This window comes from Undibacterium cyanobacteriorum (assembly GCF_031326225.1).
Lineage (GTDB): Bacteria > Pseudomonadota > Gammaproteobacteria > Burkholderiales > Burkholderiaceae_D > Undibacterium > Undibacterium cyanobacteriorum.
In genome coordinates, this window is the sequence record NZ_CP133720.1 from 4316343 (window position 1) to 4330425 (window position 14083).

The 14083-nt window shown below is 50.4% G+C and carries 4 protein-coding genes; all 4 read left to right on the forward strand.

Translation table 11 applies throughout. The features are described 5' to 3' along the window. The first annotated feature begins 2 nt into the window (after positions 1 to 2). Genes RF679_RS18020 through RF679_RS18035 form a run of 4 tightly spaced genes read left to right on the forward strand, consistent with a single transcriptional unit; the run spans position 3 to position 14063 of the window. Positions 3 to 2540, forward strand: a complete 2538-nt coding sequence (locus RF679_RS18020) for a hypothetical protein (RefSeq protein WP_309482006.1) — start codon at positions 3 to 5, stop codon at positions 2538 to 2540. A 2-nt stretch (positions 2541 to 2542) separates the two neighbouring features. Then, positions 2543 to 9112: a contractile injection system tape measure protein gene (locus RF679_RS18025; RefSeq protein ID WP_309482007.1), complete on the forward strand. Its 6570-nt coding sequence runs from the start codon at positions 2543 to 2545 to the stop codon at positions 9110 to 9112. An 8-nt stretch (positions 9113 to 9120) separates the two neighbouring features. Continuing rightward, complete coding sequence (locus RF679_RS18030; RefSeq protein ID WP_309482008.1) at positions 9121 to 10467, forward strand: ATP-binding protein; 1347 nt, start codon at positions 9121 to 9123, stop codon at positions 10465 to 10467. Beyond that, positions 10464 to 14063: a hypothetical protein gene (locus RF679_RS18035; protein WP_309482009.1), complete on the forward strand. Its 3600-nt coding sequence runs from the start codon at positions 10464 to 10466 to the stop codon at positions 14061 to 14063. The genes RF679_RS18030 and RF679_RS18035 overlap by 4 nt, the downstream gene beginning before the upstream one ends. Positions 14064 to 14083 lie beyond the last annotated feature (20 nt).

The window sequence follows — 14083 nt, forward strand, 5'->3', positions numbered from 1 at the left end:
GCGTGGCTGTTCCAGATCACATCAAACGCTTGCAAGCTGATGCCGATGGCCTCGATTTCGATGGCCTGCGTCGACGCGGCATTGAGCTCTTACAGCAGCTCTCGAGCGGTCGTTGGACTGACTACAATCTGCACGATCCGGGCGTCACCTTGTTGGAACTCTTGTGCTACGGCCTGACCGACTTGGTGTACCGAACCGATTTCGCCGTTGCAGACTTTCTCAGTAATGAAACGGGCACGATCGACTTCCACGCTCAAGCGCTGTATCCTCCAGCCGAGATCTTCCCGAATCATGCGGTCACTGATCTGGACTTTTGTAAGCTCTTATACGATCAATTACCTGAGATCGAAGACGTCTGGGCCCATAGCCATACGGAAGCCCATAGCACACGCGGTTTGATGAGCGTCTTTATCAAGCCGCATGCATCCTTATTCCGGCACACGCAGGAGGAACAGAGCGCCGCCCACAGACAACTTCGACACGCCGCAGTACAACTGTTATCGCGCTACCGCAGCCTCGGCCGTGATATCGACGACATCCACATCGTTCAACCCACACCGTTCACTTTAGCGGGCGATATAGAAATTGACGATAGTCGCAGCCGTGCCGAAATTTATGCAGATATTATTTTCCGGTGCGCCAAGCTGGTCACCTCAGGCAGCCAAATCACACGTTTTGAAGAGGCGCTGAGAGAAGGTAAGACTTGGGATGAAATATTGTCTGGCCCACTGACCGAACGCGGCTATATCGACGAAGCGAGTTTTCTGCAAGAGAGTTACGACATTGATGTGATCAAACTCATCACCTTAATTCGCCATATCCCTGGTGTATTGCGCGTGAATCAATTGTCACTCATCGATGAGCAAGGTCAGACCCACGAGCATCTTCAATTCGATCATCACGATGCGAATTGCCCGGTACTGCACTTCATCAACACGCCAGAAATGATTCTCGCGCTGCGCTTACACTACAGCAAAAACGCAACGCTAGAACCGATGGTCGCGGAGGATATCGAGCAAGTTCTTAGCGTTCGTACGCAACGCGAAATTCATGCCTTCGGCGAGCAAGTCACCTTGTTCTTACGTAAGTATGAATTCGAACACGAAGCGTTCCGTCGCAACCGCGCCAGATTAGATCAATTAATTCCCTTACCCAAAGGGGAAGCGCGTCAGTTTGATGAGTATTTTTCTTTGGGTGAGCACTTACCTGCGATCTATGGCGTCAATCATTTTGGAGTACCACAATCTGAACCCGATGCAGTGCATGCTAAAGCACGTCAATTAAAAGCCTATCTGTTCCCGTTCGAACAGATGATGGCGAACTATCTGAGTTCTTTGCAGCATCTGCGTCAATTGTATTCCTTAGATCCTTGTTTAGATCGCAGTTACTTCACGCAGTTTTTGAGCAATCAAGAGATTCCCAATCTTGAGGTCCTGTACACCAACAAAGCAAATCAAGCTGAGCTGGAACGGATTGTAGCGGGACAAGATAATTTTGAAGAACGCCGCAATCGCGTACTCGATAGCCTACTCGCCTTATATGGCGAGAACTATCCAGAAACCGAGTTACGTCGCTACGATGTCTACTTCAAACAGTATGTTGGTCGTCAGATCTTACTCAACAAAATTTATTTGCTACGTCACCTCTGTGACCTCAGCAGTGGCCGCGGCACAGGACGTTGTTTGACAAACGCTTGGCATCACGATGCGACCTCGCCTATCGAGCGCAAAGTTCGCATCTTGCTCGGCAGCTTCCAAGAGCAACAAGATCCTTCTTTAATCAGCCATCTGCAAGGTGAGACTAAGCTAATTAGCGACAAGCGCTATCTGGAACGACTGCAGAAGCAGATTAATTATCCGAGCGAATTACATTTCGATAAGTTGGAAGTGGTTCCCTTACCGAAAAGTGAATCGTACAAAGAAGATTTTCGCATTCCCCACGGGACGGTTTGCGATGCCATGCTGCAGCAAGGAACGCGTTGGGAAAACTATCGTATTCATCGTGTCAGCGAACAACATGCTTGGTTATGCTTACTGACCAAAGACGAACAAATCTGGCCTATCTGCTTCTTACCGATCGCCGAAATTAGTCAATTCTTACGCTGCTTGATCGATGCGCTCGCTGGACAGTGTTTGCAAAGCGAAGGCGTGCACGTGCTCGAACACATCCTATTGCGTCCTCGTGCACCAACTGGGCAAGACAACCACAAACGTGCGATTGATCACGAATTTTACTGTCACCGTGTCAGTATCATCTTGCCTGCCTATACCGCACGCTTCCAAGATCCGAAAGCGCGTTTGTGGGTTGAGAAACTCATTGCAGAAGAATTGCCAGCGCATCTCTTACCAGAATTCTATTGGTTGGACTTCGCCTTCCTCGCGCAATTTGAAAATCGTTATCAAAAATGGCTAACGCAGTTGGCTCTGCACGTTGACCTCGACTATCAAGGCGATTGCAGCGAACTCGATCGCAGCGCGGAAGACGTGATCGAGTTTCTCAAGAAGAACCGTCATCAACAAATCAATCGTTATTGGATTTGATCATGACTGCCGCCCACGCCAAGCCAGTTCAACATGCGATACACGCTTTGGAAGTTGATCTCTCGATTGATGGGATCAACGACAGCGTGGCGCGTGATAGTGGGCATTACACTGACTGGGTGCGCCGCGTCTTCTTACCGATTGTCGAAGAAGTGGTCGAACAAAGTGCGCAAGAGGCCGGACTCACCAACCATTTACATCAACGAATTAGCAAACTCGAGATCGATTTGGGTGATATCGAAGCTGACATCGCCGATCATGAAGCAGCTCGACGTTTAAGAGCTAAGCTCAGTGATGCGCTGATGGAGCAACTGCGTCGTCACAATCGGGACACCTACTCGGCGGCCAACACAAAGACTGAAGCCTCGCTTTCCGTCTCTGAAACGCAGCAAAGCGAACAAGAAGAGGCTCTTCTGAACTATCTGAAGTCAGGCCAACTAGATTGGCAATTCGCAAATCATCCGCGCTTCGCCCACAAACGTCTATTGCAAGAGACTTTGCTACGCGCAAATGATCAACGTCTCTTTGAAGAGATTCGTCAACATCCCACCCAACTCTTACGCTTAGTGCGCCAGTTTGATGAAGCGGATCGCTTCCAGCTACTGAAAAAACAGTTGGGTGCATGGTCGAGCAATGAGCGCGAGTACCTACTCGATTGGCTCAGTTTGGAGCTCACACTGCATGGCGATCAACTCGACTATTGCGAAGATTTGTGGCTACACGTGCTCAGTAATCTCAACACCACCAATATCGAACGGACGCTACGCACGCTGGCCTTGGGCTTCTACGCCTCAAAGAATATTCGCGCCCAAGTGCGTTTCGCTGAGTATAAGAATGACATTCAACGCCGCGCCAACGAACAACATTTTAGCGTTGACTACGCCCAAAACTTACTCAGCAATTTAGCTCACCTTTTTATGATCGAAAGCGGCGATGCTGCTACTGCCCATTTCGCGTTTAATCAGCAGGATGCGGCCGAATTCTTCTTAAATAATGCTGCGCTTAGTCCAAACGAAACGAGGCGCTTGAGCTTCATCGACACCGAATCTGTCCTCGAAGAATTTCTTGCGATGATCGCGGCTGGCGACAATGAAGCGATGTTAGACCTCGTGCATCGTAGTGATCAATTTTTGCTGCAACACCTCAAACGCCTGCATCAAGATCGTGCAAGAATTTGGCAACAGAATTTAAGTTTCAACGCCAAGCTCGCACTCTTACAAGTGTTGCAGGCTGAGTGTGCTTGGATCTTCACCGCACTAGCGAGTTTGGATGCTTCGCCGGCATCGAGCACCTTGCTCGCAGAAATCGTTGATGACGCCCTCTTGCAACCAGTAGCAAGCCTGCGCGCAGCAGCACTAATCGACCGCATCGAAGCACAATACTCGACACAACTGCTTGAATTCACGCCATTTGCGCAAGCCGTCAAAGATCTCCATAACGCAGATGCAAAGCAGATTCTGCAGCATTTCAAACAACTGGCTCATGATGCGGCAGGTCTTGCGAGCTTACGACGTTTATCCCATACCCAGTTGGGTTCACTGATAGAAAAACTCAACCTCGACCAAAGCATCAACGCGCTGACAACTCTCTATCCGCACCAGACATCCTGGGTCGAGGCGATCATTCGTAGTGCCGATGCGCAAACAAGTCATCCCAACTTTGTCGCTTTCAATACCCTGTGGCGTATCATTCGCGCCGCGATGAATCTAAGCTATGGCGCGAGCTTGCCGCATGCCGTGGCACATGCGCTGTTGGAAATCGCTTTACACGACAGCACACAACAAGCGAGCCCGATTGAGCTCACACGTAAGCTGTTCGCCCGCCTGCGTGCCCATGGTGTGCTACAAATGAGTTCAGCGCTCAAGCTCCAGCAGAAAATGTCCACCGCATTGCAGGCTTCTCTCCAAGCGTGGATGGACACTGAAAAAATGCAGGATTGGGTCGCCGTCACGCAAGCACTCACAGCTGAGGTCGATCCGACGACCATTACGACGACTGCGCTAAAAGGCAGCTGGCTCTTGTCGCACTACTCCGAGCACGCACTATGGGTCGAACATCTGGTGAAGAATCCCAGAGCGGCAATACAAATCTACCGTCATTGGCAACCGGCTCAGAGACGCGAGCTCATCCAAACACTCAAGCCGGCATTGCGAACTAGCCTGATACAAGCACTGTATCCACAACAGTCGCTGATGGTCAGAGAGCTTTTGCAAGGTCTTAATGATCTGAAAAGCTTGATCGACAAGGCTTATGGCGACAGTCTGCTAGTACGCTGGAATCACACGCAAATCCAGCATGCAATCGAAGACACTCTGCTTGGCATCGCCGAGGGCACGATATCAACCAGTACCCTGCCCCAGTTGTTGCCTATCGAGGTTAGCACCGCATCGATGCAAAATTTACTGGCGGACTTATTAAGCGCGGTCAGCGATCGCCCACATGCATGGTGGCGCACAGCAATCAACCGACTCCTGACAACACCAGACCACTTAGCGCCCTCGCAAGCACATCAGAGCGACAAACTCGCCGTGCCTGCACCGCCACATTCACTGACACAGCAAACACGAAACCTATTACCAAACTTGGTGAATCAACTTCGTCTTGAACAAATCCGGCACGAGGTTGAAGTTGAAGTTGCTGAAATTAAGGCTGCAGCGACTGGACAAACACATCCGGTATACACCCGTTATCAGGCATGGCTGCTAGGGCAAACTGAACTATCGGCGCTCGATCTTAGTTTGTCCGAGGCATGGCAATTCTTCTTGTGGTGGCAAGCAGCACATCCACAACATCTTGCCAGTGCAGAATGGAATGGTTTACTAAGCCTATATCGCTTGGCATACGATTTACCTGCCGAGGCAAACGCCGGGCGAAATGCAACGCGCGATTTGCTGGTAACACTGCTGAGCGAGATCAAAGTCGCTCAAGATCAGCACGGCATAGAGCACGTACCGCTTATCTCCGAATCGTCCTTACTGGCGATTGAGGCCTTAAACTGGCGCCTGCAGCATCTGCAAGATCTTCAATCAACAGAGAATGACACCAGCACTTTCGTCGCAGTAAAACAATCCAACACCTCGACCACGCTGACACGACAAGTCGATCTCGCCAGTCTACTAGGTGCACAACAAGTCCTAGCATCACTACATATCGACCAAGCGATGTTCACTGTGTTGGCGGATTTGGATCAGTTGGCAACACGAGAACTGAATAGCAACCAAGCCCGCGCGATTCTCCGACTAGAGCAGTTGCTGGGCCTCCGACGCAATCTAGATGCGAACGCTAAGGATCTAGCACCGAATCTATCTGCCCCATCCGCATCATTAGCGCAGGCCAACGAGTCCACCGAAGGCCTAGAGAAAATCTTAGCAACCTTGATTCAAGTCAGTAGCGGTACCCCAAGCAACACCGAGGCGAGTCAGATCAGCGCAGAGCAGTATCAGGAATTGTTGAACCTTTGGTTCCAAGCTCTTGGCCAGGCCGATGCCGCCTTGCCTTTCCTGAGATGCATAGAATTCTACGGTGCACAGATCAGCGACGATGCAAGCCGCGCCCGTTTTACGCAATTGGTGTTGTATGAGCTGCTACTGCAACGCGACATTGATGTTGAACGCTTACTGGAACAAGCCAATCAAGAGAAGTCCGCTACTGTCCCAGCAACAGCACTAAACCAGCCACTTCAACTTGGCGAGAGTACGCGCCTCAACAGTCAAGCAGCCGCGGCCATTGATCTACAAGAAGACGCTATTCCGCTCGCGCTGAGACAGGTGCAGACGATGATCGCCAGTCCGGCGCCTTCCGATTTGGAAACATCGTTGCAAGGAAACTGGGAAGCGGTATCGAATCAACTGAGCAAACCTGCGTTGCGTGCATGGTTGGTTCATTATTTGAGCGAGCAATTGCTATCGAACCTGATGCAAGAAGCGAACGCGATTTCGTCGACCACAAAAGATCAATGGCGCGCGATTTTAAGGCGTAGTTTGCAACAAGCGCAAGCGGCTCACCTCCTCTTACTTTTGCAACTCGCCCTGCACGAAAGCACAAGTGCACGTGCACAACAATTGCGCCGCATTTTGCGAGATGAATTTGCGGTCACGCTTGATCTAAGTCAGCAAGCAGGTAGCATGCTCGGGCACCTCAAACAGTGGAGCACCAAGCTGCGCGCGAACTTTGCTATTTTCTCACCCACTGTTGTACGTGTTGAAGACTCCAATTCCGATCAAGATGAGGCCTTCGCCTTTACTGAGCTAGCACACCAACTCTATCGCGAAGACGACTCTACCCACTTGAGTGCGGACATCAGTGCGAACGTCAAAGCGGACGTCAAAGTGGCCCCGTCATCGACGTCGAGCCTACCACGAAGCTGGCACGAGCACTTGCCACAGATTCTGGCAGAAGCCATGCTCGGTACTAATTTGGCACCGCTCGATTCAGTATGGTCAGTGTTGGTCGCCCAGCATGGCGATGATTTGCGTCGCGCACAGCGTCAATACTTGCGACAAGCTCAGCAAACCCGTCGTTTAGTTGAACAGAATCCGCAAGACAAAATTCTCGATCTGATCACAGTCAACTCGCCGCGCTTTGGCCATTTAGTCAAACTCGTCATCAAAGCAGCAAGCGTGCTACAACAGGGCTTACCGACCCAGCTCGATCAAGCAAGGTGGCAGATGGAAGTACTCGTTTTCAGTTATCAAGCGAGTCTGCAACGCGAGTTCTTAGCACAGACTTCGGCGCATCAATTGCTAAGCCTGTTGCGCCAGCAAGCCCACTGGTCATCAACAGAGCAAGAGCGTGCAAAGGAAACCAAACTTCTTCGCCACATCTACTATGCAAGCCTGTCGCACGGTGACTCATATTTATCTCAGCAGTTGGCAGCCTTGCTTGGCGAACGCGATTGTCTCGATTACGTTGCACCACAAACCGAAACTCTGAGCGCGACAACCGATTCCCTTGTGACTCCACATAGTTTTACTGAAGAACAAGCGCTTGTCACCGACGAGGAAGTGCTCGAGCTCTTAATCGCCAATCTCGGTGCCAGCAGCGATATCGCCAAGCTCATACACGAGTTGCGCGATTTGAACGCTTTGCGAGACTCAGGGGGCTTGCCTGATGAACAAAGTGAAGTACTCAAACATCCTTTGCGCAGCCACTTGAGTCGACGCTTGTGGTCGACGGCTGATTTGCAGAATCAAGAACGCTTGTGGCATAGCCTTGCACGGAATGTGCGCGCCCAAGCCCGTGCGGCGCAGTCAAATCAGAGTGCATACAGTAACCCGCTACTTGCTACAGAGGTCGAACAGCTACTGCCTGATTTGCTTGATTCGCCTATGGTCACCCAATTGGCAGAAATGAACTTTGCTCAAGATTTGGCTAACTCAACGCCGAGCACGGTGTCGGTGTCGAACACTAATACGGTTACAAGTACAGACACAAATGCAGACACAAGTACAAGCACAACTAACAACGCGAGCACGAAGACGAACACGCTAGCAAAACTGCAAAGTCTGCTGCAATCACTCTCGCCGTTAAGCGCAAACGAAAAACTGTGGGTGCGGCAGATGGCCCGCCGTGCGATGGTACAGCAAGGGGAACTGCTGCCACAGATTAGCACTATGCTGCAGCAAGATCACGCTATTCAACGGTGGTGCGAAGCACTCGACACCGCCGATCTCATGTATTTCCTCGAACGCAGCAGCGCAGAGTTGATGAAAGACTTAAAGCCACTTATTCCGGCGTTACGGGCCCATCACTCCGCTGCGTTTGAGACAGATGGCAGTGCATGGAGCAAAGACAGCTTGGTGTCGTTTTACCGCTTGCGCTTTGTACTCAAGCAACAAGATCCGGCGCTTTACTTAGCTCAGATCTTGCGCATTCAGGTTGCCAAGGCGTCACCGGAAAAACTGTTAGAAGAATTCAAAACCAAACTCAATGAACAAGAGCGTCAAATGCAGCTCCAAGCCCAACGCGCGCGCGAACAAGAACGGGAGCGGCAGCGACGATCCTTAGACGAGATCAAAAAGCGTGCCCGACTGCTGGGCGAAGCTGAAGAGCTTCCGTATGGCGAGAGCAATGTGCAGAACGCTGGGATGGTCATCATCGCGCCCTACATTCAGCGTCTCTTTTCGATTCTTGAGCTCACAAAAAATAACGCCTTCGTCGACGAACAAGCGGCGGAACGCGCGGTTCATCTATTGCAGTATGTCGTCACCGGCGAGAGCAGCACACCTGAATATCAACTGGCCTTGAATAAACTGTTGTGCGGCATTCATGGCGGCGTGCCCATCGTTGCCGGTATCGACATCAGCGAACATGAAAAGACGGTCATCGAACAAATGCTCAATGGTGTGATCAGTCACTGGAGCGCGCTAGGAAAGACTTCGATTGCCGGCCTCAGGCAAACCTTCTTGGTGCGCGAAGGGCAATTGAGTTACGACGAAGAAAATTGGCACTTGCGCATCCCGACCTCGACTTTTGACATGTTATTGGATCGCTTGCCGTGGAGTTTTGCGATGATCCGCTTACCGTGGATGCGCGCACCTTTGCACGTCAAGTGGCGCGCTAGTTCTGAATAGATAATCGTATGAAGATAACCGTGAACACCAGCGCTTTGGAACGAGAAATCACTTGGTTTAACCAAGTGTGCGAGACGCGTTTCGAGTACTATTTTCAACACAATGAACAAGATGTCGACTTGGAAACCGTCTGTCCGGCACCAAGCTTGAGCGCCAGCGACGGACCCTACGCCGAAGTTGTACTCGAATTTGGTTTTGGCTTTACCGAGCGGGTCGTGCTGATGTTGGCACTGATGCCGCATGTGCGCCCACAAGTACTCGATCTCTTTTCGTTACAAAACTCCGCCCTCGGTCGCTCGTATAGCGAGATTGGTGGCTGGCGCGGCAAGAGCCATAGCGGTTTCTTACCGACCTGCGAAACCGCTTCGTTCATTCTCGCTGGCAGTCACCTCGGCAAACGTTTTGCCGTGGCGCGTCTATTCAAAGAGGAACACGCTTTTATTCGCCGCGGCGTCATCAAACTTGATTTGCAATCGAATGGCGAACCCGCCTTTGGCGCATCGCTACAACTGAGTCACGAATTCTTGCAACGCCTCGCCGATGGCGAAGTGCATAAACCCGATTTCAGCGCGAACTTCCCCGCCAAACTCATGCAAACCAAACTCGATTGGTCTGATCTGGTACTGAATCAAGAGGTGATGGATGAAGTCAATAATATCGTGACTTGGCTACGCAGCCCGCAACAAATTCTGCAAAACTGGGGACTCGAAAAATCACTGAAACCTGGCTATCGCGCGATGTTCTATGGCCCACCGGGGACAGGTAAGACCTTGACTGCCAGTTTGATCGGCAAGGCGCTGGCACTCGATGTGTATAGAATTGATTTGTCGATGGTGGTATCGAAGTACATCGGTGAGACAGAAAAGAATTTGGCCGGAGTGTTTGACCAAGCGCAAAACAAAAATTGGATCTTGTTTTTTGACGAAGCCGATTCTCTATTTGGCAAACGGACCCAGACCAGCAGCTCGAATGACCGTCATGCGAATCAAGAGATCTCTTATCTACTGCAACGCGTTGAGGATTTTCCGGGCGTGGTGATTTTGGCGACCAACTTGAAAGCGAATATTGATGCCGCCTTCGCGCGCCGCTTTCAAAGCGAAGTGTATTTTGCAATGCCTGATGCAGCCCAACGCGAACGGCTCTGGCGCGGCTTATTTGCTAACACCACAAAATTGGATGCCGATGTGAATTTCCGTGATATCGCGGAACGCTATGAATTGGCTGGCGGTGCTCTACTGAATGTTGCGCGCTATGCCGCCATACGCGCGGTGAAGAACCAACGTGAACTGATTACTCAAGATGATTTGCTTGCCGGTATCGGCAGAGAATTAATGAAGGATGGGAAGACACTGTGAAAATTGTTCAATACCAACTCAAACTACAGCCTTATGCAATGGCCATCGCGTGCTGCTTTGCGACTAGCCTGTGCGCCTCTGTCGCGACGCTACCGGCCCGCGCCGATCAAATCGAAATCACGACCGTCGCCAGTGGTGCAAACGAAAGCACCTTGAAGAAAGAGGCGGCGACTGCACTGAAGCTACCAGCGATTCCGGCGCCGTCAACGACTAAGATCGTGACGCCTCCAGTAATCAACAAACCTGTCATGCCGGCACTACCGAAGGTGGCCGTGCCGACCTCCCTCGCGGTACCGTATTCATCAACATCAAAACCCGCTTCGACACCACAGAAAGCTGCCCCAGTTTCGCTGCCGAAACCAAGTCAGAACGACATCAATCAAGCGATCGACAATAATAAAGCGACGATTATGCCGGGCAAGGCCGTCAATATCGTCGGCTATAACCGCAATATCAAGCAAGAGCATTTCAAAGACTTAAGCAAAGATGCCGTGCTGTCCATGCAAAAACAGCTGGAAGGTATTTATCGACTGCTTCCTGATTGGCAGCATGATTACAGTTTGAAAGGCCAACCACTCAACGATGGCATCGTTGGCCCTATCACCTTATCTTGGCTGCAGCGTTTCGCTTTTAGTTTTAAAGTCAACGCTGAAGGCGATTACGCTCCCGCGCTCGCGAAAAATGTCGATCGCATCGCTCAATTCGCGGCACGTCATAAGGACGAAGTCACAATACTCATGAGCCCTGAATTTGAAGCCTGGGATTTCATGCAGGCCGATAAAGTGAAACAGCAAGACTTCCAGATTCGTCGTCAAGGCAGCGAAAAAGAATTGATTGAACTCGTCAACCGATTCCGCAGCCAACGTAAAGTTGCACCGCGTACTGCACCGCGCTCGAATTTCGATGAAAGCGCCTTTTACTATTTCAAATTAACGCAGGGCGATCTCGACATTCTCGGTGGCAAAGATCAAATCGTACAGATCCTCACAACACTCAAAGACAAAGAGTTTAATTCAAGTGAAGCACTACGCGTTGCGGTGACCAAGGCGATGGGTGGACGTGAACATATCGTCTCGCAAATTTGGCCTTTGATCGAACGCTATGCTGGTGATTTCGATGGTTTTTTGATCGATGAAGCGGCACTGAAACGACTCAAAGAAACAAGCGAGTTCCCAGCCGCGGTGATTGACGAATTGCGTGTACAAGGAACGCAATATTTCAAAACCCGTGAGCTATTCGACGAATTCATCACCGATAAATTTACGGGTGATAGCTTATCGCTCAGCGAAGACGAAAGAGAAATTGTGGCTGATGCTTCGCGCGTGTTCGACAACATCCATCTCACAACGCAATCGATTACCAATATCAAGGCACAGTTGAAAGGTAACATTCAAAATACTGGGGTTCCTAGCGTTTTGATTCGTCTTCTGAGCCAAATCAAAGATGTGAGTTATCCGGAAGTCAGTCTGCTGCGCAGTGCGGCCATCTCAAAAATGATTATGGGTATTGGCGCCTGCAAAATGAATTCACCGACTAGCAATTTGTATGTCGCTGGCTTGCGCATGCCTGATGAAGAATTTGATCTGCTCGCGAAAGAGCTCAGTAATGTGAATCCACAAAGCGCGGACGGACGTCTCAATCAGGGCTTCGAGCCTAGTAAGGCCTTCGCTGAGTTGAAACGCCTGCGCTTACAAGTGAGCCAATGTGATAAAGCGTCGTTCGAAGAAAGCCGTCGCTTAATCGAAGAGGTTTACTTGAATTATTTGGCCCTTCCGATCGAGAACATGGCTAAGAAAGCCATGCCAGATGAAATCATGCCAATCACGCTGAAAGGCGGCGACTGTGGCTGCGCCTTAGATGATTTCGCTGGTGTCTCTTATGCTTTCTATCCTTATTGGAACAATCAAAAAGCGGCGCAGACCATGAATTTTCATGTCCTGAATCGCGTCGCTTATCTAGGCCTCACGGTCGACAATGTGGGTGATTTTCGACTGGGCGCAGTTCCTTTCGATATCAAAGATGGTTCCTCGGATGCAAATCAATTTATCCGCGTGGCTCATCAATACAATTCTAAGGTTGACTGGGTCATTCAGAAGAATGATTGGAATGGCGATTGGAAGCGTCACTCACGCGACAACAAAAAAGCCATTCTGTCTAAGCTCCTAACCAATATCAAAAACTTGTTGCACACACGCTTAACTGATACAGCGTCCAAGCTCAAGCCCACGCTCAGCCTCGGGCTTGCAGAACCGGTCACGCGCGGCGACGGCGTCACGATTTACTTCCAAAACTATCCGACTGATCTCGACTCAACCACGCTGTTTAACGAATTCTTCTTGAATTTGCACAAGACGCTACGCAAAGAGAATGTCGCGGTTAACATTGTGATGACGCAATCGGTACTGAGCGCAGATGGTGAAGGAAGACAGGGTGCGTTTGCGTTGCCGAATCTGATCAAACTTCGTAACGAGATTAAAAGTCGTTCTGTCGCCGGAGATCGGGATTTGAGCGAGCATTATTTCCTCGTCTTGCTCAACGAACCGAGCACCGATGCGAAGAAACAATTGCGTTTAGATATCGAGAGTGAACAAGGTTTGCATGGGAACGCGCGAGCAGAGTTCCTACGCAATATCATTCCTGTGATGCAGTTTGATAACCATAACTGGCAACAGCTCGAGGACGATGTGGTGTACGCCAGCGATAATTTCGGTGGCATGGGACTGTGGGCGCCCGATTTTGAGAACATCGCCAAACCGACACTGAATATGTCCGAGTCTTGTGCGCGCGGCCAGCAGATTGCGCTTTGTATCTTGCGCAATTTCCGTGAATCGAATCAAGCCGACCGCTTGCCATCGGCCGTTGCTCGCTTCGCTTGCGTCAATCGTTGGTATCTACAAATTGCACTAACGGCGTTCTTATTGATTGCTATCGTGCTCGCTTTCTTATTCGCTAAGTTCTGCGAAGTGCAGAGTTTTATTAAGCGCTATTTCCTCTGGGTACTTGGTTTCAACATCGTCCCAGCGCTCGTGATCTTCGTCATGCTGCTGTTATACGATCCTTATTTAACCAGTCTGTCGAAAGGTAATCTGCCCTTTATTATTTCGATAGGGATTATTTTAGCGGGTGTCGTTGGTGGTTATCTCTACCTGCGTTCACAACGCGAACTGCCACAGCGCCAACGCGCTCTGCCGCAACGTCAAGGATTAGGTTTCCCTATTTTTGGTTGGAAGATCGAAACCGATGATGCAGGCTTCCGTTGGGTGATCCGTAATCGTGGTACCGGCTACGGCATCATAAAAAAAGTCGAAATTCTGCTCGATGGTCATGCCGTGGCTGATGCGAAAACGGCACTCGAAGCAGTGATTGGGCCAAATGATCATTTGGTCTGGAAGAGCTTGCCTTTGGTCGGTCAGAAGATTATGCCTGGTGAATCGATCGTCGCCCTATCCATCACCGACACTGATGCCGCGCAGTCATTTGAACGTAAGCTGCGCGAACATCAATTGCAGGTGATGATCACTTACTTCTCGGCCAATAATGAACATTGGATCACCGATGGCAAAGAGGTGTCGGCAGTTGGTGCGGCTTCCTTCTAACATCGAGGGCGGGAATGTGG

Coding starts and splice junctions, on each gene's coding strand:
- RF679_RS18025 (WP_309482007.1), top strand. CDS start 2,543: ATGACTGCCGCCCACGCCAAGCCAGTTCAACATGCGATACACGCTTTG.
- RF679_RS18030 (WP_309482008.1), top strand. CDS start 9,121: ATGAAGATAACCGTGAACACCAGCGCTTTGGAACGAGAAATCACTTGG.